We start from the raw sequence: 21,756 nt of genomic DNA, 5'->3' as shown, positions 1-21,756 counted from the left end.
GACGGAGTGACGATCCGACTCGCGCTCCAGATTCCCAATTTCACCTACGGCACCGGCATCGCCGAGCTGTTCCCCACCGTCATCGCCCAGGCCCGCGAGGCCGAGGCCGCCGGATTCGATTCGGTGTTCGTGATGGACCACTTGTATCAGCTGCCGCAGATCGGCACTCCCGATCAGCCGATGCTGGAGGCCTACACCGCTCTCGGTGCATTGGCGAACGCAACCCAAGAGGTACAGCTGGGCACGTTGGTGACAGGCAACACCTACCGGAACCCGACCCTGCTGGCCAAGGCCATCACCACGCTCGACGTGGTCAGCGCGGGCCGAGCCGTTCTGGGCATCGGCACCGGCTGGTTCGAACTCGAACACGACAGCCTCGGCTTCGAATTCGGCACCTTCACCGAGCGATTCAAGAAGCTCGACGAGGCACTGCAGATCATCCTGCCGATGTTGGAAGGCCAGCACGCAACCTTCAGCGGCAACTACTACCGCACCCAGGACGCCTTTGCCGAACCGCGCTTCCGCGAACACATTCCGCTGATGATCGGCGGCAGCGGCGAGAAGAAGACCATCCCCTTGGCGGCGCGGCATTTCGACCACCTCAACATCATCGCGGGGTTCGACGAGCTGCCCCGCAAAGTTCAGGTGGTCAGACAACGCTGCGAGGAAATCGACCGCGACCCGGCAACACTGGAGACCAGCATGCTGGTCTTCTCGATGATCGGCGACCACATCACGGCCGACATGATTCCCGACGAGGTGAAGCAGAATGTGGTCTTCGGCAGCCCAGCGCAGGTCGCCGAACAGGTCAAGACGAAGGTCCTCGATGCCGGGGTCGACGGGGTCATCCTGAGTCCGGTGACCACGGGCGGTTACGTGCCGGGTGGCATCACCGCGGTGGCCGAGGAGTTGAAACCGCTTATATACGGGTAAACAATCGGTTCGGTTAGCCATCTCACCGCACTGACCGGAATGGCGCCGTCTAACCTATTCGTTATACGAGTGGCAAACACGTCCGCGAGGAGCAGCAATGAGCCATCCCGGAGCTACGGCATCGGATCGGCATAAAGTAGTCATCATCGGATCGGGTTTCGGCGGTCTGACCGCCGCCAAGACCCTCAAACGTGCCGACGTCGACGTCAAGCTGATCGCCCGCACCACCCACCACCTGTTCCAGCCGTTGCTGTACCAGGTGGCGACCGGCATCATCTCCGAAGGCGAGATCGCCCCGGCCACCCGCGTCATCCTGCGCAAGCAGAAGAACGCCCAGGTGTTGTTGGGCGACGTGACCCACATCGATCTGGAGAACCAGACGGTAGATTCAGTCCTGTTGGGGCACACGTACTCCACTCCGTACGACAGTTTGATCATCGCGGCCGGCGCCGGGCAGTCCTACTTCGGCAACGACCATTTCGCCGAGTTCGCCCCCGGTATGAAGTCGATCGACGATGCGCTGGAGCTGCGCGGCCGCATCCTCGGCGCGTTCGAGCAGGCCGAGCGTTCCAGCGACCCGGTGCGTCGGGCCAAGCTACTCACCTTCACCGTGGTGGGTGCCGGTCCGACGGGCGTGGAGATGGCCGGACAGATCGCCGAATTGTCGGATCAGACACTGCACGGCAGCTTCCGCCACATCGACCCCACCGAGGCCCGGGTGATCCTGCTCGACGCCGCACCGGCCGTCCTGCCACCGATGGGCCCGAAGCTGGGCAAACGGGCCCAGGAACGGCTGGAGAAGATGGGGGTCGAGGTTCAGCTCGGCGCCATGGTGACCGACGTCGACCGCAACGGTCTGACGGTCAAGGACTCCGACGGCACCCTGCGGCGTATCGAATCGGCCTGCAAGGTGTGGTCGGCCGGCGTCTCGGCCAGCCCGCTCGGCAAGGATCTGGCCGAACAGTCCGGGGTGGAACTCGACCGGGCCGGCCGGGTCAAGGTGGGGCCGGACTTGACGCTTCCGGGCCATCCCAATGTCTTCGTGGTCGGCGATATGGCCGCGATGGAAGGTGTGCCAGGTGTCGCCCAGGGGGCGATCCAGGGCGGCCGTTACGCCGCCAAGCTGATCAAGCGCGAGGTGGCCGGAACCAGCCCGAAGATCCGGGCGCCGTTCGAGTACTTCGACAAGGGCTCGATGGCGACGGTGTCGCGGTTCTCGGCGGTGGCCAAGGTCGGCCCGATCGAGTTCTCCGGGTTCTTCGCCTGGGTGTGCTGGCTGGTGCTGCACCTGGTGTACATCGTCGGGTTCAAGAGCCGTCTGGTGACGGTGTTGTCGTGGGGTGTGACGTTCCTGAGCACCAAGCGCGGTCAGCTCACCATCACCGAGCAGCAGGCCTACGCCCGCACCCGGATCGAGGAACTCGAAGAGATCGCCGCCTCGGTGCAGGAAACCGAGAAGGCGGCGTCCTAGGCGTCCGGTGGGAGCCGGTCACCTTGCCAGGTGGCCAGGCTGCCGCCGCGGGCCAATGCCAGCACCGTTCCGCGCGCATCGAATGAGGATGCGGGGTAACGCAGTTCGCTGATGCAGGCCCGAGGTGTGGCCAATACGTCATCGGATACTGCTCCGCGGCCGAGTTCTATCCGATGACGTAACAAGGGCGCCGACTTCACGTCGGCATGCATCGCCGACGACCAGAAGCCTTCTCGTTCACCGGATCGGCCGATCTGGGTTCGCTCCCGGATCCGGAGGTGGGCGGCATCGGCCAGTTGCAGTCGCGTGGTGGTGCAATGCGTCGAACCGCCTGCCACCACGGTCGGCTGCGGATCGAGATCCAGCTGCCCGGCCACCTGGATGTCCCAATGCGCCGTCGACCCGAGTGTGTGGGCGCCGGGCAGCACCAGCGTCGCCGCGGCGGTGCGAACCCGCAGCCGGGCACCGGCTTCCACGACCAGCCGCACCGTGAGGGTGTCGCCACCCAGCGGCGTGGCCGCCGTTGAGATCAGGTGCACCGTATCGGGTTCGGTGCACCGCCCGGCCACACCGCCGGCGGCCTCGATGCGCGGCAACCGGCCCGGCGCGGCCACGATCACGACATGCGCGTGCATCAGACCGTCGTTGCCTGCGCGGCCTTGAGCTGTTCGCGCACCCAGGCCAGCACCGGACCCGAGGACGGATCCTCGGTCAGCGAGATCAGGGCCGTCGGCCGGTTTGTGCGTACCTTGGCCGCGTCCCGGCGCATCACGCCGAGATCGGCGCCCACCAGCGGGGCCAGATCGGTCTTGTTGACCACCAGCAGATCCGAGTACGTGACGCCGGGGCCCCCCTTGCGCGGCACCTTGTCTCCCCCGGCCACGTCGACGACGAAGATCTGCACATCCACCAGCCCCGACGAGAATGTCGCCGTGAGGTTGTCACCGCCGGATTCGACGAGGATCAGATCCAGCGCCGGGTTGGCCTCGATCAGGTCGTCGATGGCATCCAGGTTCGCCGTGATGTCGTCGCGGATCGCGGTGTGCGGGCATCCCCCGGTCTGCACGGCGGCGATCCGCTCGTCGGGCAGTACCGCATGCCGGCGCAGGAAGTCGGCGTCCTCGGTGGTGTAGATGTCGTTGGTCAACACCGCCAGCGACAATTCATCGCGCAGCTGCCGGCACAGCGCCGCGACCAGTGCGGTCTTTCCTGAGCCGACCGGACCCCCGACTCCGATGCGCAGCGGCTCACCGGGATGACGTACCCGCTTGGGCCGGTCGGTGTGGGTGTGCGGTTCGCCGTCGAGGAAATGTGGTGGCATGGTGGGCCTTTCGAGAACTTGACAGAAATTTACGAGACAAACAGGGGACGGTCCCGTTCGGTGTGCCGCTGGGCGAGGACGTCCAGCAACGGGTCGGACAGATCGGCCAACCCGGTGACCGCCTCGGCCGCCACGTCGTCACACAACCCGGACAGCTCGAAGGTCAGGGCCGCGACATCAGCGGGGTCCAGCGCGAGCAACCGCTGCGCGGCGGTGGCCGAACCGGTCATGGTGGGATAGACCACCGACAGTGCCGTCTGATCCGGATCGAGTCCGGCGGCTGCCCCGACCGCGCCCGCTGCGACCGGCAGATGCGGCCGGGGACCCAGCACGTCCCACGACTGCAGCGGCCAGACCCGCCTGGCCAACCGGACCAGTCCGCGGCCCTGAGCGCGGGAGGCGTCACGCGCCGCCGGAGCCGGTGTGCGGGCATCGGTTTCGGCATCGGCAGCCTCGGGATCCAGGGCCCCGGTGTGTACCGCAACCGCGAGCGAGGCGGCCACCATGCCAGTGGTGCGGATCCGACGAACCAGGAAGGCACGCAGGGTGGGGAGGTCGGTGAGCAGGCCGCTGGTCACCGCCTCCTCGACGCCGCCGGAATGCACGTGGCCGCCGGTCGGCAACCGCGAATCGGCCAGGTTCAGAAGGGTTGTCAGGCTGGTCATCTAGAACAGGAAATATCGCTGTGCCATCGGCAGCTCGACCGCGGGCTGTTCCTGCCACACCTGCCCGTCGATCCGCACGGTGAAGGTGTCCGGATCGACCTCGATACTCGGCATGGCATCGTTGAGCGGCATCTGAGCCTTACCCACCTGCCGAACATTCTTGACCGCAGCCAGCTTTCGACGAATATCGAGGCGTTCGGCCAAGCCGTCCTCGATCGCCTGCGGCGCAACGAAATGCACGGATGTGGCCGCCGCCGCGGCGGGAGCCGCACCGAACATCGGGCGGGGTAACACCGGCTGCGGGGTGGGGATGGAGGCGTTGGCATCGCCCATGGCCGCCCAGGTGATCATTCCGCCCTTGAGTACCGCGTGCGGGCGCACCCCGAAGAACGCCGGTTCCCACAGCACCAGATCCGCCAGCTTGCCGACCTCGACCGAACCGACCTCGTCGTCCAGACCGTGCGCAACTGCCGGGCAGATGGTGTATTTCGCGACGTACCGGCGGACTCGGTTGTTGTCCGCCGCACCGTCACCTTCCAGCGCGCCACGCCTGCGCTTCATCACGTGCGCGGTCTGCCAGGTCCGCAGGACCACCTCACCGATGCGGCCCATCGCCTGCGCGTCACTGCCGATCATCGAGATCGCCCCGATGTCGTGCAACAGGTCCTCGGCGGCAATCGTCGAGGGCCGGATCCGGCTCTCGGCGAAGGCCAGATCCTCGGGCACGCTCGGGTTGAGGTGATGGCACACCATGAGCATGTCGAGGTGTTCATCGAGGGTGTTGATCGTGTGCGGCCGGGTCGGATTGGTGGAACTGGGCAGCACATTCGGGTGCGCGGCCACGGTGATGATGTCGGGTGCATGCCCGCCGCCGGCACCCTCGGTGTGATAGGCGTGGATGCCGCGGCCCTTGATCGCGGCCAGGGTGTCCTCGACGAAACCGGCCTCATTGAGGGTGTCGGTGTGGATGTTGACCTGGATTCCCGCGGCGTCGGCGACGGTGAGGCAGGCGTCGATGGCTGCCGGCGTCGTGCCCCAGTCCTCGTGCAGCTTGAAACCGGCCGCGCCGCCTCGTAACTGCTCCCACATCGCCTCGGAGCTGACGGTGTTGCCCTTGCCCAGTAGCGCGACGTTGAGCGGCCAGGAGTCCAGCGATTCCAGCATCCGGGCCAGGTGCCAGGCACCAGGGGTGACGGTGGTCGCCTTGCTGCCCTCGGCGGGTCCGGTGCCCCCGGCGACGATCGTGGTGATGCCGGAACCGAGCGCCTCCGCCATGATCTGCGGACAGATCAGGTGCACGTGGCAGTCGATCGCGCCTGCGGTCAGGATCCGGCCGTTGCCGCCGATGATCTCGGTCGATGGACCAACGACCAGGGCGGGGTGCACGCCGGTCATGATTTCGGGGTTGCCGGCCTTCCCGATCCCCACGATGCGGCCGTCGCGGATCCCGATGTCGGCCTTGATGATTCCCCAGTGGTCGATGATCACCACGCCGGTGATGACGGTGTCGGGCGCGCCGTCGGCCCGGGTGGCTCTCGACTGCCCCATCGACTCGCGCAGCACCTTGCCGCCGCCGAACACCGCCTCGTCGCCGGCCAGTCCAGGGCCGCCGCTGCGGTCCTCGGTGATCTCGATGAACAGGTCCGTGTCGGCCAGTCGGATCCGGTCACCGGCGGTCGGGCCGAACAGAGCCGCGTAGCGGGCCCTGGTCAATTCGGTCATGAGGGTTCCAATCGACCGGGCGGATCGAGACTGATTCCGTGCACCTCGCGCAAACCGCCGAGTGGGACCACCGAGACGCGCTGGGCCACACCGGGTTCGAAACGAACCGCGGTGCCGGCCGGGATGTCGAGCCGATGGCCGCGGGCTGCGGCCCGGTCGAAGTCCAGGGCGGCGTTGGCCTGCGGCAAATGTACGTGGCTGCCGACCTGCACCGGCCGGTCACCATTGTTGACGACGTCCAGAATCGACCGTGGCGCACCGGCATTGAGCACGATCGCACCGTCGCCGAACACGACTTCGCCGGGGATCACGGGATCGGGTGGTGGACGGTGACCAGTTTGGTGCCGTCGGGGAACGTCGCCTCGACCTGCACGTCGTCGAGCATCTCGGGCACGCCCACCATCACCTGTTCGCGCGTCAGCACATCTCGTCCGCTCACCATCAACTCGGCGACGGTACGACCGTCACGAGCACCCTCCAACAGGTGATCGGTGATCAGCGCGACAGCCTCGGGGTGATTGAGCCGCAGGCCGCGAGCCTGTCTGCGGCGGGCGAGCTCGGCTGCATACGAGATGAGCAGGCGGTCCTGCTCATGCGGGGTCAAACGCATAGTGCGCGATATTGCCACGGCGAGCGGAGTTCGGCAGCGCACGCATGGCGGGCCGGTGACTACTCGGCGATGTTCTGCAACCGCACCTGTCCGCGGGCCACCGGGCGGTCGTTGTCATCGGTGATGGTGATCAACCACAGCTGCTGACGTCGGCCGCGATGGATCGGCGTCGACACGGCGGTCACCGTGCCTGAACCGATGGCGCGCAGGAAGTCGGTGTTGTTGTTGACCCCGACCACCGTGCCGCCGCCGTTCTCCGACAACCAGACATGGCCGGACACGCTGGCCAGGCTTTCGACGATCGAGCAGTACACGCCGCCGTGCACGATGCCCCACGGCTGCAACAGCTTGTCGTGGATCGTCAGCTGCGCGCGGCCGCCGTCGGGCGTGAGGTCCAGATAGGTCAGGCCGAGCTCGGTGTCGAACCCTTTACCCAGGCCCTCGGGGGAATCAGTGGTCACAGTCCTCGTGTCTACACGCTGTGGCGCCGCAAAGATGCGGGCGGGTCCCGCGTAATACGCGGAACCCGCCCTCGAGCGGACCGGGGGTCTCTGCAGCCCTCAGGACTCCGGCTCGGTCCGTTAGTCTCGTACCTACATACTAGGCAAGGCTATCCTAATTTAGCAAGACCTTCCCCACCCGGCCCGAGCCGCGGACCGGCAGGCCGAAGCCGACCAGGGCATCGAGCACGGCCTGACCGCGCCGCATACTCACGACCTCGCTCGACCCGGCCAGCAGCGGGATCTGAGTAGCCGCGCCGACCACAGCCGCGCCCACCATGTGCCACATGGCAGCGGCCGTGATAGCACCGTCGCTGATCTCCACCAGCCGGGCGAACAACGGCGCGAGCGCCCGATGGCTGCGATGGGCCACCCAGGTCGTCAGCGCCGCCTCGCTCGGCAACGCGACGATCCTGTCATGGGACGCACGGGCGAGCCGGGCCGTCCGGCCGGAAAGACAGGGATCCCCGGGCAGGCCACGCAGGGTCGGGTCGACGACACCGACCCAGTCGATCGCCCCCTCGGAGTCGACATGGACCCAGAGGTTTTCCAGGCCGGTGTCCCAGGCCCGTCCTTCCAGCACCAACAGCGGCACGACCCGACCGATCACCACATGGGTGAACGTGGCGGCCAACTGCTGCGCGACGGCGGCCCGGTTCCCGGTCTCGGCCATCGCGGCATCGAACATTCCCTGCAGCCGATCCGCGGACAACGCCTCCGCGAGCGGCCACCACCGCCGGCGCGAGAGATCGCCGACCACAGCGACGCCGTAGACCCGCGGACATTCCGGGTACAGCTCGCGCAGGCGCCGACTCGACTCATGCAGCGGCAGTGTCCGCCCGATGTCCATGCCCACGATCAGCGGGTCCTCGATCAAAACCGTCATGCCACCTCCGAAGGCTCCAAGTTCACTTAGGTTAGCCTTACTATAGTCACGTGAAGCACGAGAGCCATCCCCTGTGACTGGATTCACAAGGCGCCCGACAACGGGCGTTGACCTTGCCCTAAACCGATGCAGACAGCTGTCCAGAGGCCGGTCGCATCCGCATACGACGCGCGGTAGTAATCCCGTAGTACGCTGGCTTTACTGCTCAGGAGAGTGAACGGAACATGGCCAAATTGACGCGTCTCGGGGAGCTTGAGCGCGAGGTGATGGACCGGTTGTGGTCTGCGCCCGAACCCCAAACAGTGCGCCAAGTGCATGAGGCGCTGGCCGCCCACCGCGACTTGGCCTACACCACGATCATGACCGTGCTGCAACGACTGGCGAAGAAGAACCTCGTCGTACAGCACCGCGATGACCGGGCGCACCGCTATGCGCCCACACACGGCCGCGACGAACTGGTCGCCGGCCTGATGGTCGACGCCCTCGACCAGGCCTCGGACTCCGGCGGCCGCCAGGCCGCGCTGGTCCATTTCGTCGAGCGAGTCGGCGTCGACGAGGCCCGGGCCTTGCGCCGGGCGCTCGCCGAACTGGAGAGCAAGCACCAGCTGCCCCCACCGACTGGCAATTCCGGTACCGCCTGAGAGAGACTTACGGCGTGTCCGCGCTGGCCTTCACCCTCGTAGCACTGGCCCTGGTCGGGCCGGTACCGGCGGTGCTGGCGCGCGCAACCTGGCCCCTGCGCGCCCCGCGCGCGGCGATTGTGCTGTGGCAGTCCATCGCATTGGCCGCTGTGCTCTCCGCTTTCTCGGCCGGGATCGCCATCGCGAGCCGGCTGTTCGTTCCGGGGCCCGACGGCCGGCCGACAGCGACCATCACCAGCGAGATCGAGGCCCTCGGCTGGCCGCTGTGGCTGCTGCTGGTCGTGGTGTTCACGCTCACCCTGTTCATCGGGGGGCGGCTCTGGGTGGCCGTGATCCAGGTGGCGGTGGCCACCCGGCGCAGGCGCGCCCATCACCGCATGATGGTCGACCTGCTCGGCAAGTCCCGTGACGCGGTTCCGGCCCATCTCTGTACGACCCACCGTCCGCTCGCCGGTGACGGGCTGCGCATTCTCGACGTCGCCCAGCCCCTCGCCTACTGCCTGCCCGGCGTCCGCAGTCGCGTCGTGGTCAGCGAGGGAACGCTGACCACGTTGTCCGACAACGAGATCGCCGCAATCCTCACCCATGAACGGGCCCATCTGCGCGCCCGCCACGATCTGGTCCTGGAGATGTTCACCGCCGTCCACGCCGCCTTCCCGCGGTTCGTCCGCAGCGCCAACGCCCTGGATGCCGTCCGGCTACTGATCGAGCTGCTGGCCGACGACGCCGCGGTCCGGACCGCAGGTCCCACTCCCCTGGCCCGGGCGCTGGTTGCCTGCGCGAGCGGCCGCACCCCCTCGGGCGCGCTGGCCGCCGGCGGGCCGACCACCGTGATCCGGGTACGACGCCTGGGCGGCAAGCCCAACAGCGTCGCCATGGCCGCCACCGCCTATCTGACCGCGGCCGCAGTTCTGGTGATCCCCACCGTCGCCGTCGCAGTTCCCTGGCTCACCGAGCTTCACCGCCTGTTCTCCGGACTCGGATAACGCCCTGCACGACAGGCGTTCTGCTACAACAAAACAACGAAAGGCTGCTGCATGACTTCGTCGAGCACTCCGTCGAGCACCACCGCCACTGCGCAGATCGGCGTTACCGGCCTGGCGGTGATGGGCTCCAATCTCGCTCGCAACTTCGCCAACCACGGCTATACCGTCGCGCTGCACAACCGGTCGATCGCCAAGACCGACGCGCTGCTCGCCGAACACGGGTCCGAAGGCAAGTTCGTGCGCAGCGAGACCATCGCCGAATTCCTTGACGCCCTGGAGAAACCGCGCCGGGTGATCATCATGGTCAAGGCCGGTGACCCGACCGACGCCGTGATCAACGAACTGGCCGACGCCATGGAGCCCGGCGACATCATCATCGACGGCGGCAACGCCCTGTACACCGACACCATCCGCCGCGAGAAGGCGATCCGCGAGCGCGGCCTGCACTTCGTCGGCGCCGGGATCTCCGGCGGCGAGGAAGGCGCACTCAACGGGCCGTCGATCATGCCCGGCGGCCCGGCCGAGTCCTACAAGTCACTCGGCCCGCTACTGGAGGAGATCTCCGCCCACGTCGACGGTGTTCCGTGTTGCACCCACATCGGCCCCGACGGCGCCGGTCACTTCGTGAAGATGGTGCACAACGGCATCGAGTACTCCGACATGCAGCTGATCGGCGAGGCCTACCAGTTGCTGCGCGACGGCCTGGGCCTGGCGGCCGGGCAGATCGCCGACGTGTTCACCGAGTGGAACAAGGGCGATCTGGACAGCTACCTGGTGGAGATCACCGCCGAGGTGCTCAAGCAGGTGGATGCCAAGACCGGCAAGCCGCTGGTGGACGTCATCGTCGACGAGGCCGAGCAGAAGGGCACCGGGCGGTGGACGGTGAAAGCAGCCCTCGACCTCGGCGTCCCGGTGACCGGTATCGCCGAGGCGGTGTTCGCCCGGGCGCTGTCGGGCTCGGTGCCCCAGCGCAAGGCGACGACCGGCCTGGCGTCCGGCGAGCTCGGCGACAAGCCTTCTGAATCAGCACAGTTCATCGACGATGTCAGCAAGGCGCTGTACGCCTCGAAGATCATCGCCTACGCCCAGGGCTTCAATCAGATCCAGGCCGGCTCGGCCGAGTACGGGTGGGGCATCACCCTGGGCGATATGGCCACCATCTGGCGCGGTGGCTGCATCATCCGGGCGAAGTTCCTCAACCGGATCAAGGAGGCGTACGACGACGATGCCGACCTGGCCACCCTGATCGCCGCGCCGTACTTCCGCGACGCAGTCGAGGCCGGCATCGACAGTTGGCGCCGGGTCGTGATCAAGGCCACCGAGTTGGGGATTCCGGTCCCGGGCTTCGCCTCGTCGCTGTCGTACTACGACGCGCTGCGCACCGAGCGGCTGCCCGCGGCGTTGACTCAGGGCCTGCGCGATTTCTTCGGCGCGCACACCTACGGACGCACCGATGCCGCGCCCGGTCAGAAGTTCCACACCCTCTGGAGCGGCGACCGCAGCGAAGTCCCTGCCTGAGCAGACTGAGTAGATTCGTGGCGTGAGGTTTCTTCCAGGACACACGCCGCCGTACGACCTGACCTACAACGACGTCTTCGTCGTCCCCGGCCGCTCGGATGTGGCATCGCGGTTCGACGTCGATCTGTCCACCGACGACGGATCCGGCACCACCATCCCGGTGGTGGTGGCGAACATGACGGCGGTGGCGGGTCGACGCATGGCCGAGACCATTGCCCGGCGCGGCGGCATCGTGGTGCTGCCACAGGATCTGCCGAGCACCGTGGTCGCCGAAACCGTGGAGTTCGTCAAGAGCCGCGACCTGGTGGTCGACACACCGGTGACGCTGGGCCCCGACGACGCGGTGGCCGACGCCGTGGCGCTGCTGCACAAGCGTGCCCACGGCGCGGCGGTCGTGGTGTTCGAGGGACGCCCGATCGGTCTGGTCACCGAGGCCGGCTGTGCCGGCGTGGACCGGTTCGCCCGGATCCGCGACGTCGCGGTGTCGGACTTCGTCACCGCGCCCGTGGGCACCGACCCGCGGCAGGTGTTCGACCTGCTCGAGCACGCGCCGATCGATCTCGCGGTGCTCACCGCGGCGGACGGCTCCCTGGCCGGGGTGCTGACCCGCACCGCAGCGGTACGGGCGGGCATCTACCGGCCGGCCGTCGACGCCGCCGGACGACTGCGCATCGCCGCGGCCGTCGGAATCAACGGCGATGTCGGCGCCAAGGCTCGCGCACTGGCGGAGGCCGGGGTGGACCTGCTGGTAATCGATACTGCACACGGGCATCAACTCAAGATGCTCGACGCCGTCAAGACGGTGGCATCGCTGGACCTCGGCCTGCCGCTGGCGGCGGGCAACGTGGTCTCCGCCGAGGGCACCCGCGACCTCATCGAGGCCGGCGCCTCCATCGTCAAGGTCGGGGTGGGCCCCGGCGCGATGTGCACCACCCGGATGATGACCGGCGTGGGACGCCCACAGTTCTCCGCTGTCGTCGAATGTTCCGCTGCAGCAAAGGAATTCGGCGCCAAGGTGTGGGCGGACGGCGGTGTCCGGCACCCGCGGGACGTGGCACTGGCGCTGGCCGCCGGCGCCGCCAACGTGATGATCGGCTCCTGGTTCGCCGGAACCTACGAATCCCCCGGCGACCTGCTGCACGACCGGGAGGAACGGCCGTACAAGGAGAGCTACGGCATGGCCTCCAAACGTGCGGTGGCCGCCCGTACGGCCGGGGACAGCTCGTTCGACCGCGCCCGCAAGGCCCTGTTCGAAGAGGGCATCTCGTCCTCGCGGATGAGCCTCGACCCGGGGCGCGGCGGCGTCGAGGACCTGCTCGACCACATCACCTCGGGAGTCCGCAGCACCTGCACCTATGTCGGGGCCACCAATATCACCGAACTGCACGAGAAGGTGGTGCTGGGCGTGCAATCGGCCGCCGGCTTCGCCGAGGGTCATCCGCTGCCGACCGGATGGTGACCGCGATACTATTGAGGTTCGGAGTATCGCGCGGACGGTCGGACATTGCCCGGTCGTCCGCTGCGTCAGATCGAACGAAAGGGTTCACGTGCCGCAGGCACCCACCGAGGCCTCCGGTTCTGAACCGGCCTTCCGGGTGGAACATCAGTCCCTACTGCCCGCCGAAGCTGACGACCCCTCTCCTAGTCGGCCGGGCCCCAGGCCCGGCGTAACCCTGGTGAGGATCTGATGGGCAGCTCAACAGACGTGATTTTCTCGCTGCTGTCGATCCTGGCGATCGTTCTACTCACCTTCGGCACGGCGGTCTTCGTGGCCGCCGAGTTCTCCCTGACCGCACTGGAGCGCAGCACGGTCGAAGCCAACGCCCGCTCGGGCGACCGCCGTGACCAACTGGTCCGCCGCGCACACCGCACCCTGTCATTCCAGCTTTCCGGCGCCCAGGTCGGCATCTCGATCACCACACTGGCCACCGGTTACCTCGCCGAACCCGTGGTCGGGGAATTGATCCGCCCCGGCCTGGATGCCATCGGCATCCCCGCCAGATTCGCCGGTGGTCTGTCCCTGTTCCTGGCGATACTCATCGCGACGTCGGTGTCGATGGTGTTCGGCGAGCTCGTGCCCAAGAACCTGGCCGTGGCCCGCCCGGTCCCGACGGCACGCGCGGCGGCACCGCTCCAGCTGCTGTTCTCGTTGTTGTTCACCCCGGTAATCCGGCTGACCAACGGCACCGCCAACTGGATCGTCCGTCGCCTCGGCGTCGAACCCGCCGAGGAGCTGCGCTCGGCCCGCTCGGCCCAGGAGCTGGCATCGCTGGTCCGGAATTCGGCCCGCAGCGGGTCGCTCGATCCCACCACTGCGTTGCTGGTGCACCGCTCGCTGCAGTTCGGTGAGCGCACCGCCGAGGAACTGATGACTCCACGCTCCAAGATCGAGGTACTCGACGCCGGCGATTCGGTGGCCGACCTGATGGCCACCGCGATCCGCACCGGGTATTCGCGGTTCCCCATCGTCGAGGGCGACCTCGACGAGACGATCGGCGTGGTCCACGTCAAACAGGTGTTCTCGGTTCCGCGCGAGGACCGGGCCAAGATGCGCCTGGCCGCATTGGCCTTGCCGGTGGCGACCGTGCCTTCGACCCTAGACGGCGACTCCGTGATGACCCAGATCCGCGCCAACGGGTTGCAGACCGCGCTCGTCGTCGATGAATACGGCGGCACCGCGGGCATGGTGACGGTGGAGGATCTGATCGAGGAGATCGTCGGCGACGTACGCGATGAGCACGACGACGCCACCCCCGACGTGGTGCCGGCCGGGGCGGGCTGGCAGGTGTCCGGGCTGCTGCGCATCGACGAGGTGGCGGCCGCCACCGGATTTCGCGCTCCCGAAGGTGAATACGAGACCATCGGCGGGCTCGTCCTGCAGGAACTCGGCCACATCCCGGAGAACGGCGAGTCCGTGGAGCTCGTCGCGTTCGACCCCGACGGCGATCCTGACAAACCCACGCACTGGCTGGCCACCGTGGTGCGGATGGACGGCCGCCGGATCGATCTGCTGGAGCTGACCAGCCTCGGCCACCGGGAGCACGACCATGGGTGACATCCTCGGCGTGCTGTTGACGGTGCTGCTGCTGGCGGCGAACGCGTTCTTCGTGGCGGCAGAGTTCGCGCTGATCTCGGCCCGCCGGGACCGGCTGCAGGCCCTGGCCGAACAGGGTAAACGCAGTGCCGTCACCGTCATTCGGGCCGGCGAGCACCTGTCGCTGATGCTGGCCGGTTCCCAGCTGGGCATCACGATCTGCTCGATCCTGCTGGGCCGGGTCGGTGAACCGGCCGTCGCGCATCTGCTGGAGACGCCGTTCGCGTTGATCGGGGTACCCGACGCCGTGCTGCACACGGTCTCGTTCTTCGTCGCGCTGGCCGTCGTGGTGATCCTGCACGTGCTGCTCGGCGAGATGGTGCCGAAGAACATCGCGATCGCGGGGCCCGAGACCGCGGCGATGCTGTTGGTCCCGCCGTACCTGGTGTACATCCGCGCGGCCCGCCCGTTCATCGCCTTCTACAACTGGTGCGCCAACGCCACCCTGCGCGTGTTCCGGGTCGAACCGGTCGATGAGCTGGCCTCGGCCGTGTCGACCGTCGAACTGTCGGAGATGATCGCCGAATCGGTGTCCGAAGGCCTGCTCGACAGCGAGGAGCACGGTCGCTTGACGCGGGCGCTGCAAACGCGCAGCCGGACGGTCAACGACGTCGCGATGCCGTTGACCGACATTCACGCAATACCCGTGGCCGCCGAGGGCAGCGGGCCGACCGTGGGTGCGGTCGAGCAGGCGCTCACCGAGACCGGCTACTCCCGTTTCCCGGTGACCGATACGTCGGGATCGGTCATCGGATACCTGCACATCAAGGATGTGCTGCCGCAGATCAACGATCCCGATGCGGTGGTGGACGTGACGATGGTGCGTCCGTTGCCCCGCGTCCCGGCGTCGTTGCCGCTGCCCGACGCGCTGTCGCTGATGCGGCGCAGTAACAGTCACCTCGCGCTGGTGGTCTCGAGTGACGAGCCCGGGTACGAGGGTGACGAGGGGCCGGGCGACGAGAATGACGGAGAGGCGGCCGGAACTGTCACCGCGATGGTCGCGCTGGAAGACCTCGTCGAGGATCTGGTCGGAACGGTACGGGACGGCACGCACCGCATCTGACCTCGGGGACTGTCTCCCGGTCTGATCGGTAGGCTCGAGCCGCGTGGCGGCGACGGGCCCGCCTGGTGGAGGAAATATGGAAGGCCGTGCGGGATCTGCCGAGCAGGTCCTGGCGCCCCCGGAGTGGGCTGCCCGAGCAGAATCACACCGGCGGCGCGCCGACGACTTCCTCACACCGCACGTGCGGCGCCGACACGCCGGTGAACCGCACCCGGTGTGGGATTTCCTGTTCACCTACTACAGCCTTCGCCCCCGCCAGCTACGCCAATGGCATCCGGGTTTCGGGGTGACACTCGCCGGGCAGTCAGCAGCCCCTTACCTGCGGCGCACGGGTTACGGCCCGCACCCGCACGGCGTCACGGTGCGGGACGACTACCTGCTCTCCCGCATCGAGACGGTCCGGTTCGTGGCCCGACTGATGCGTGCGACCGCGACGCGGGCACCCCGGATGAACTGCTTCGGACTGCACGAGTGGGCCATGGTCTACCGGGCTCCCGAGCTACGTCACGACCAGGTTCCGCTGCGCCTCGGCACCGCCGGAACCGATGCCGTCGTCGAATCAATGCCTTTACGGTGCAGCCATTTTGACGCGTTCCGATTCTTCACCGACGCCGCCGTCACCCGCAACGACCGGCAACTGCGCCGGGAGCAGCAGCTCGACGCCGAGCAGCCCGGCTGCATCCACGCCGCCATGGACACCTACAAATGGGCCTACAAACTGGGCCCGCTGGTGCCGTCGGAATTGGTCATGGACGCACTCGATCTGGCGGCCGACGCACGGGCACTCGATATGTGTGCCAGCCCATACGACTTGACGCAGTATGGTTTCGAGCCGATCGCCATCGAAACACCGGCCGGGCGTGCCGAATACGTCAGAGCCCAACAGCGCATCGCCGAGCGAGCGGCTCCGTTGCGGGTCACTCTGGCAAACCGGTGTGAGCTGTTGCTCACCAGGCTGGACGGCTGAAAGGCCGACGTTACCAATGGGTAAGCTGGATAAACGGCAGGCGTCGCACGGCGCCTGGAGCCGAGGGAGGAAACGCGCATGACCAATCGCGTGACTGTCGGGAACCTGCGCGTGGCGCAGGTGCTGCACGACTTCATCACCAAAGAGGCACTGCCGGGCACCGGCGTCGATCCGGACAGTTTCTGGTCCGGTGTGGACAAGGTTGTCGCTGACCTCACCCCGAAGAATCAGGACCTGCTGGCCCGTCGCGATGATCTGCAGGCGCAGATCGACAAGTGGCACCGCGCTCATGTGCTCGAGCCGGTCGACCCCGAGGCGTACAAGCAGTTCCTCACCGACATCGGCTACCTGTTGCCCGAGCCTGCCGACTTCACCATCACCACCTCCGGCGTGGACGACGAGATCACTTCGACCGCGGGCCCGCAGCTCGTGGTGCCGATCCTCAACGCCCGCTTCGCGCTCAATGCCGCCAACGCCCGGTGGGGCTCGCTGTACGACGCGCTGTACGGCACCGACGTCATCAGCGAGGACGACGGCGCCGAGAAGGGCACTGGCTACAACCAGATCCGCGGCGACAAGGTGATCGCCTACGCCCGCAACTTCCTGGATCAGGCCGTCCCGTTGGCCGCGGGAACCTGGGCCGAAGCAACCGGCCTCAAGATCGATGACGGCCAGCTGCTCGTCGAGTACGGCGACGGTCTCTCGAGTGGCCTGGCCACCCCTGAGCAATTCGTCGGCTACACCGGTGAGCTCGGCCAGCCCCAGTGGTCGGTGCTGCTGGCCAACCACGGGCTGCACATCGAGATCCTGATCGACCCCGACTCCCCCATCGGCTCCACCGATGCCGCGGGCATCAAGGACGTCGTGCTGGAATCCGCGATCACCACGATCATGGACTTCGAGGACTCGGTGGCCGCCGTCGACGCCGACGACAAGGTGCTCGGCTACCGCAACTGGCTGGGCCTGAACCGGGGCGACCTGGCCGAAGAGATGACCAAGGGCGGCAAGACCTTCACCCGGACGCTCAACCCCGACCGGACCTTCACCACCCCGGACGGCGAGGGCGAACTGAGCCTGCCCGGCCGCAGCCTGCTGTTCGTCCGCAACGTCGGCCACCTGATGACCAACGATGCGATCGTGGATGCCGACGGTAACGAGATCCCCGAGGGCATCCAGGACGCGCTGTTCACCGGCCTGATCGCCATGCACGGCCTGAAGGACGAAGAGGGCAACGGCCCCCTGAAGAACAGCCGCACCGGCTCGGTCTACATCGTGAAGCCCAAGATGCACGGGCCCGACGAGGTCGCCTTCACCTGCGAGCTGTTCGGCCGCGTCGAGGACGTGCTCGGCCTGCCCGAGTCCACCCTCAAGGTCGGCATCATGGACGAGGAACGCCGCACCACGGTCAACCTCAAGGCCGCCATCAAGGCTGCCGCGGACCGCGTGGTGTTCATCAACACAGGCTTCCTGGACCGCACCGGCGACGAGATCCATACCTCGATGGAGGCCGGCCCGATGATCCGCAAGGGCGCCATGAAAGCCCAGCCGTGGATCAAGGCCTACGAGGACAACAATGTCGACGTCGGCCTGGCCACCGGCCTGGCCGGTAAGGCCCAGATCGGCAAGGGCATGTGGGCCATGACCGACCTGATGGCGGACATGGTCGAGCAGAAGATCGGTCAGCCGAAGGCCGGCGCCACCACTGCGTGGGTGCCCTCACCGACCGCGGCCACCCTGCACGCGATGCACTACCACGAGGTGGACGTCGAGGCGGTGCAGAAGGAGCTGACCGGCAAGAAGCGTGCCACGATCGAAGATCTGCTGACTATTCCGCTCTCGGACAAGTCGCTCGCCTGGTCGCCCGAGGAGATCCACGAAGAGGTGGACAACAACTGCCAGTCGATCCTGGGCTACGTGGTCCGCTGGATCGACGCCGGCGTCGGCTGCTCGAAGGTGCCCGACATCCACAACATCGCGCTGATGGAGGACCGCGCCACCCTGCGGATCTCCAGCCAACTGCTGGCCAACTGGCTGCGTCACGGCGTCATCACCGAAGAGGACGTCAAGGCCAGCCTGCGCCGGATGGCCGCAGTCGTCGACCAGCAGAACGCCGGGGACCCGGACTACCTGCCGATGGCGCCCAACCCGGACGCCAGCATCGCGTTCGGCGCGGCACAGGAGCTGATCCTGTCCGGAGCCCAGCAGCCCAACGGCTACACCGAGCCGATCCTGCACCGGCGCCGCCGCGAGTTCAAAGCGAGCGCCGCCGGGAAGTGATTAGACTTCGGCGGATCCGGATCACTAGTCGGCGCGAGACGTACAGGGGTTAGGAATGGGCAGGCACAGCATTCCCGACCCTGACGGTGCACCCGACGGGCCCGACCACGGGCACGTCGGGGACTCCGATTACGAGGACGATTACGACGAGTTCGACCCGTCCGGGCGTCACCCCGATGCCGGCTACCAGGATTCGCCGACGTACCGGGACGACCGCGGGTACCGGGCCGAACCCGAATACCGCGCACCCCAGTACGCCGACGGGGACGACGACTACGAATCGGACTACCACGATTCGGAGTACGCCGACTATGACGAATCGGACAACGCCGAGGACGACTCGTACGACGACGAGTACATCGACGGGTACCGCAGCACGTACTCCGACGACTACGACGCGGAGTACGGCGATGATCAGCCGACCGCCCAGTTCGGTGCGGTGAGCGAACCGCCGCCGCCGTCCGGTCCGACCGGTCGCCAGCACGGCGGTGACTGGGACGGTGGTGAGTGGACGGGCAGCCATCGCGCGGTGCAGTCCGGCCGACGCGGTGTCAGCGTCAGCGTGATCGTCGCACTGGTCACCGTGGTGGCCGTCGTCGGTGCGGTGATCCTGTGGAACTTCTTCGGCGAGGTCCTGGCCGGCCGCAGCGACGCTGCCGCCGCACGTTGCGTCGACGGCGAACTCGGTGTCGCCGTCATCGCCGACCCGACGATCTCGACCCACATCGAGGGCTTGGCCAACGCGTACAACGAGTCGGTCAGCCCGGTCGGTGACCGCTGCGTCAAGGTGCGGGTGCAGTCCGCCGATTCCGACCGCGTGGTCGGTGGTTTCGCCAACACGTGGCCCAGCGAGCTCGGTGACCGCCCGGCGCTGTGGATTCCGGCCAGCGGCATCGCCGAGGCGCGACTGGAGGCGGCCGCGGGCACGCAGACTGTCAGCGACAGCCGGTCCCTGGTCACCTCACCGGTCCTGCTTGCGGTCCGCCCTCAGCTCAAGGACGCACTGGCACAACAGACCTGGGCTACTCTGCCGCAACTTCAGAGCAGCCCGGCAGCGATGAACGCGCTCAAGCTGCCCGGGTGGGGCACGCTCAAACTGGCGCTACCGACCCGCAGCAACGGCGATGCCGCCTCCCTCGTCGTCGAGGCTGTCGCCGCGGCGACGGCTCCGTCCGGCGCGCCGGCGACCTCCGGTATGAGCGGTGCGAGCAGCCTGATCCAGGGGCAGCCCAAACTCGATGACTCCGAGTTGGGCACCGCCTTCGACGCGTTGCTCAACGCCTCCGATCCGGCGACCGCGCCGGTGCACGCCGTGGCCACCACCGAGCAGCAACTGTTCCAGCGGGCCACCTCGGTCGACGACGTCAGGTCCTCGTTGGCCGGTTGGCTGCCGCCGGGGGCCCCCGCCACCGCCGACTATCCGACGGTGCTGTTGTCCGGGGACTGGCTGGAGAAGGAACAGGTCACCGCCGCCAGCGAGTTCGCGCGCTACCTGCGCAAGCCCGAGCAGCTCGCCGCGTTCGCCAAGGCGGGGTTCCGCGCCGAGGGGACAAAGCCACCGTCCAGCGATGTCACGTCTTTCAGTCAGCTCGCCGCACCGTTGTCGGTCGGTGACAACGCCACGCGGGTGACGCTGTCCAATGCCACCGCCGCACCGTCCGGAAAACCTGCGGTCACGATCATGCTCGACCAGTCGATGCCGACCGAGGAGGGCGGCAAGTCCCGGTTGGCCAACGTCGCGGCAGCGCTCGACAGCCGGGTCAAGGCACTGCCGGATACCGCCGCAGTCGGCCTCTGGACCTTTGACGGCACCGAGGGGCGTTCGGAGATTTCGACCGGTCCGTTGGCTGAACCGGTCAACGGGCAGCGCCGCTCCGATGTGCTGACCTCGACACTGGACGAGCAGTCCGCCTCGGGTGGCGGCGCGGTGTCGTTCACCACGCTACGCATGCTCTACACCGAAGCACTGTCGAAATATCGTGAGGGTCAGAGTAATTCGATCCTGGTGATCACCGCCGGACCGCACACAGACCAGAGTCTGGATGGGGCTGGGCTGCAGGAGTACATCCGCGGCGCATTCGACCCCGCCCGTCCGATTGCGGTCAACGTGATCGACTTCGGCGGTGGCTCCGACAAGGCCACGTGGGAAGCCGTCACGCAGGCCAGTAGCGGCACCTACCAACACATCTCCAGCTCCACTTCGCCCGAGCTGACCACCGCGATCAACACGATGTTGGGCTGAGCCGCATCCCGGTGCCAGAATCCGACGCGTTCTTCACTGTCAACGGCGACAGCTATGTGCCCGGACCGTTGGCACAGGGCCCATGGGGGTCGACGGTCAGCGGCCACATCATGGGCGGGCTGCTCGGCTGGGCGGTGGAGGGCGCACAGGCCGACCCTGCGCTGCAACCCGCCCGGCTGACCGTCGATCTGCTCCGCCCCACGTTCATGGAGCCGGTGTATCTACGCACGACGGTGCAACGGGAGGGCAAGCGCATCACGGTGATCGACGCGGAGGTGCTGCAACGCGACACCGTGGTGTCACGGGCCAGCGCGGTGTTCCTGCGCCGGGGTGACCACCCGGAGGGAACCGTGTGGTCTGCCCCGGTCAGCATGCCGCCACTCCCCGACGACTCCGACGTGCCCGAGATCGAGATGCCGTTTCTACTGTGGGCCTACGGCGCCAGCGGATCGGAAGGCGTGCTGGGCGGCACCTCGCCCGAGTGGGAACAGGACCACGCACCGAAGTTCGCCTGGGTGAAGGAGGTCCGGCCACTGATTGCCGACCATCCGATGACCCCGTTCACCCGGCTCGCCCTGGCCGGGGACGTCACCAGCGCGCTGACACATTGGGGCACAGGAGGTTTGCGTTACATCAACGCAGATTTCACGGTGTCACTGAGCCGCCGGCCCGACGGCGAATACATCGGCCTGGCAGCCCAGAGTCATCACAGCGGCTCGGGTATCGCATCCGGGGCGGCCACCCTCTTCGACCGGCACGGCCCGATCGGCAGCAGTATCGCGGTGGCGCTTGCCCAACCGGCAGACGCGTTCAGGCCACCCCGGCACATCGGCCTGAGGTGACCCTGCCCGCCTGACGGC

General features: G+C 67.5%; 20 protein-coding genes. 12 read left to right on the top strand and 8 right to left on the bottom strand.

What is annotated here, in order from left to right:
- The first annotated feature begins 6 nt into the window (after nucleotides 1-6).
- Together JOF57_RS10045 and JOF57_RS10040 are read left to right on the top strand one after the other, a co-directional pair.
- On the top strand, nucleotides 7-933 hold the full coding sequence (locus JOF57_RS10045) for an LLM class F420-dependent oxidoreductase (protein WP_209916129.1): 927 nt from the start codon (nucleotides 7-9) through the stop codon (nucleotides 931-933).
- Between the two features lie 97 nt (nucleotides 934-1,030).
- Nucleotides 1,031-2,404, top strand: coding sequence for a type II NADH:quinone oxidoreductase Ndh (locus JOF57_RS10040; RefSeq protein WP_209916127.1), 1,374 nt, complete (start codon nucleotides 1,031-1,033; stop codon nucleotides 2,402-2,404).
- Here JOF57_RS10040 and JOF57_RS10035 read toward each other — a convergent pair.
- The 8 genes from JOF57_RS10035 to JOF57_RS10000 all read right to left on the bottom strand — a co-directional run bounded on the left by JOF57_RS10035 (nucleotide 2,401) and on the right by JOF57_RS10000 (nucleotide 8,108).
- Complete coding sequence (locus tag JOF57_RS10035; RefSeq protein WP_209916125.1) at nucleotides 2,401-3,039, bottom strand: urease accessory protein UreD; 639 nt, start codon at nucleotides 3,037-3,039, stop codon at nucleotides 2,401-2,403. The genes JOF57_RS10040 and JOF57_RS10035 overlap by 4 nt on opposite strands.
- Nucleotides 3,039-3,725, bottom strand: a complete 687-nt coding sequence (ureG, locus tag JOF57_RS10030; RefSeq protein ID WP_209916123.1) for an urease accessory protein UreG — start codon at nucleotides 3,723-3,725, stop codon at nucleotides 3,039-3,041. Before ureG ends, JOF57_RS10035 begins: the two co-directional genes overlap by 1 nt.
- Nucleotides 3,726-3,754: 29 nt before the next feature.
- The gene (locus JOF57_RS10025; RefSeq protein ID WP_209916120.1) at nucleotides 3,755-4,390 is read right to left on the bottom strand and encodes an urease accessory protein UreF; all 636 of its coding nucleotides are present in this window, start codon (nucleotides 4,388-4,390) and stop codon (nucleotides 3,755-3,757) included.
- On the bottom strand, nucleotides 4,391-6,112 hold the full coding sequence (locus JOF57_RS10020; RefSeq protein ID WP_209916118.1) for an urease subunit alpha: 1,722 nt from the start codon (nucleotides 6,110-6,112) through the stop codon (nucleotides 4,391-4,393).
- Entirely contained in the window at nucleotides 6,109-6,423 is a 315-nt protein-coding gene (locus JOF57_RS10015; RefSeq protein ID WP_209916115.1) for an urease subunit beta, read from the bottom strand. The genes JOF57_RS10020 and JOF57_RS10015 overlap by 4 nt, the downstream gene beginning before the upstream one ends.
- On the bottom strand, nucleotides 6,420-6,722 hold the full coding sequence (locus JOF57_RS10010; protein WP_209916113.1) for an urease subunit gamma: 303 nt from the start codon (nucleotides 6,720-6,722) through the stop codon (nucleotides 6,420-6,422). The genes JOF57_RS10015 and JOF57_RS10010 overlap by 4 nt, the downstream gene beginning before the upstream one ends.
- Nucleotides 6,723-6,781: 59 nt before the next feature.
- Nucleotides 6,782-7,183, bottom strand: a complete 402-nt coding sequence (locus tag JOF57_RS10005) for a PaaI family thioesterase (protein WP_209916111.1) — start codon at nucleotides 7,181-7,183, stop codon at nucleotides 6,782-6,784.
- 154 nt (nucleotides 7,184-7,337) lie between these two features.
- Nucleotides 7,338-8,108, bottom strand: a complete 771-nt coding sequence (locus JOF57_RS10000) for an iron reductase (protein WP_209916109.1) — start codon at nucleotides 8,106-8,108, stop codon at nucleotides 7,338-7,340.
- Nucleotides 8,109-8,332: 224 nt separating this feature from the next.
- Here JOF57_RS10000 and JOF57_RS09995 point away from each other — a divergent pair, with 224 nt between their 5' ends.
- The 10 genes from JOF57_RS09995 (at nucleotide 8,333) to JOF57_RS09950 (ending at nucleotide 21,738) form a co-directional block, all read left to right on the top strand.
- Entirely contained in the window at nucleotides 8,333-8,749 is a 417-nt protein-coding gene (locus JOF57_RS09995) for a BlaI/MecI/CopY family transcriptional regulator (protein ID WP_209916108.1), read from the top strand.
- 14 nt (nucleotides 8,750-8,763) lie between these two features.
- Nucleotides 8,764-9,735 carry a M56 family metallopeptidase gene (locus JOF57_RS09990; RefSeq protein ID WP_209916106.1) on the top strand — a complete coding sequence of 324 codons (972 nt, stop codon included), beginning with the start codon at nucleotides 8,764-8,766 and terminating at the stop codon, nucleotides 9,733-9,735.
- A gap of 51 nt (nucleotides 9,736-9,786) precedes the next feature.
- A complete protein-coding gene (gene gndA / locus JOF57_RS09985) occupies nucleotides 9,787-11,253 on the top strand; it encodes an NADP-dependent phosphogluconate dehydrogenase (RefSeq protein ID WP_209916104.1) in 1,467 nt (488 codons plus the stop codon).
- A 22-nt stretch (nucleotides 11,254-11,275) separates the two neighbouring features.
- A complete protein-coding gene (locus JOF57_RS09980) occupies nucleotides 11,276-12,712 on the top strand; it encodes a GuaB1 family IMP dehydrogenase-related protein (RefSeq protein WP_209916102.1) in 1,437 nt (478 codons plus the stop codon).
- Between the two features lie 228 nt (nucleotides 12,713-12,940).
- The gene (locus JOF57_RS09975) at nucleotides 12,941-14,308 is read left to right on the top strand and encodes a hemolysin family protein (protein WP_209916100.1); all 1,368 of its coding nucleotides are present in this window, start codon (nucleotides 12,941-12,943) and stop codon (nucleotides 14,306-14,308) included.
- Nucleotides 14,301-15,410, top strand: a complete 1,110-nt coding sequence (locus JOF57_RS09970) for a hemolysin family protein (protein WP_209916098.1) — start codon at nucleotides 14,301-14,303, stop codon at nucleotides 15,408-15,410. The genes JOF57_RS09975 and JOF57_RS09970 overlap by 8 nt, the downstream gene beginning before the upstream one ends.
- 76 nt (nucleotides 15,411-15,486) lie before the next feature.
- Entirely contained in the window at nucleotides 15,487-16,377 is an 891-nt protein-coding gene (locus tag JOF57_RS09965) for a 3-methyladenine DNA glycosylase (RefSeq protein WP_209916096.1), read from the top strand.
- A gap of 78 nt (nucleotides 16,378-16,455) precedes the next feature.
- Nucleotides 16,456-18,654, top strand: coding sequence for a malate synthase G (locus JOF57_RS09960; protein WP_209916094.1), 2,199 nt, complete (start codon nucleotides 16,456-16,458; stop codon nucleotides 18,652-18,654).
- 55 nt (nucleotides 18,655-18,709) lie between these two features.
- Nucleotides 18,710-20,896: a substrate-binding domain-containing protein gene (locus JOF57_RS09955; RefSeq protein ID WP_209916092.1), complete on the top strand. Its 2,187-nt coding sequence runs from the start codon at nucleotides 18,710-18,712 to the stop codon at nucleotides 20,894-20,896.
- A gap of 5 nt (nucleotides 20,897-20,901) precedes the next feature.
- The gene (locus JOF57_RS09950) at nucleotides 20,902-21,738 is read left to right on the top strand and encodes a thioesterase family protein (protein WP_407666626.1); all 837 of its coding nucleotides are present in this window, start codon (nucleotides 20,902-20,904) and stop codon (nucleotides 21,736-21,738) included.
- Nucleotides 21,739-21,756: the final 18 nt, after the last annotated feature.

The organism is Mycolicibacterium lutetiense, assembly GCF_017876775.1.
GTDB lineage: Bacteria > Actinomycetota > Actinomycetes > Mycobacteriales > Mycobacteriaceae > Mycobacterium > Mycobacterium lutetiense.
Note: the sequence above shows the minus strand (reverse complement) of the source record. Positions and strands in the feature narration are given on the sequence as shown.

Coding starts and splice junctions, on each gene's coding strand:
- JOF57_RS10000 (WP_209916109.1), bottom strand. CDS start 8,108: ATGACGGTTTTGATCGAGGACCCGCTGATCGTGGGCATGGACATCGGG.
- JOF57_RS09975 (WP_209916100.1), top strand. CDS start 12,941: ATGGGCAGCTCAACAGACGTGATTTTCTCGCTGCTGTCGATCCTGGCG.
- ureG (WP_209916123.1), bottom strand. CDS start 3,725: ATGCCACCACATTTCCTCGACGGCGAACCGCACACCCACACCGACCGG.
- JOF57_RS10025 (WP_209916120.1), bottom strand. CDS start 4,390: ATGACCAGCCTGACAACCCTTCTGAACCTGGCCGATTCGCGGTTGCCG.
- JOF57_RS09965 (WP_209916096.1), top strand. CDS start 15,487: ATGGAAGGCCGTGCGGGATCTGCCGAGCAGGTCCTGGCGCCCCCGGAG.
- JOF57_RS10020 (WP_209916118.1), bottom strand. CDS start 6,112: ATGACCGAATTGACCAGGGCCCGCTACGCGGCTCTGTTCGGCCCGACC.
- JOF57_RS10010 (WP_209916113.1), bottom strand. CDS start 6,722: ATGCGTTTGACCCCGCATGAGCAGGACCGCCTGCTCATCTCGTATGCA.
- JOF57_RS09955 (WP_209916092.1), top strand. CDS start 18,710: ATGGGCAGGCACAGCATTCCCGACCCTGACGGTGCACCCGACGGGCCC.
- gndA (WP_209916104.1), top strand. CDS start 9,787: ATGACTTCGTCGAGCACTCCGTCGAGCACCACCGCCACTGCGCAGATC.
- JOF57_RS09960 (WP_209916094.1), top strand. CDS start 16,456: ATGACCAATCGCGTGACTGTCGGGAACCTGCGCGTGGCGCAGGTGCTG.
- JOF57_RS09970 (WP_209916098.1), top strand. CDS start 14,301: ATGGGTGACATCCTCGGCGTGCTGTTGACGGTGCTGCTGCTGGCGGCG.
- JOF57_RS10035 (WP_209916125.1), bottom strand. CDS start 3,039: ATGCACGCGCATGTCGTGATCGTGGCCGCGCCGGGCCGGTTGCCGCGC.
- JOF57_RS09995 (WP_209916108.1), top strand. CDS start 8,333: ATGGCCAAATTGACGCGTCTCGGGGAGCTTGAGCGCGAGGTGATGGAC.
- JOF57_RS10040 (WP_209916127.1), top strand. CDS start 1,031: ATGAGCCATCCCGGAGCTACGGCATCGGATCGGCATAAAGTAGTCATC.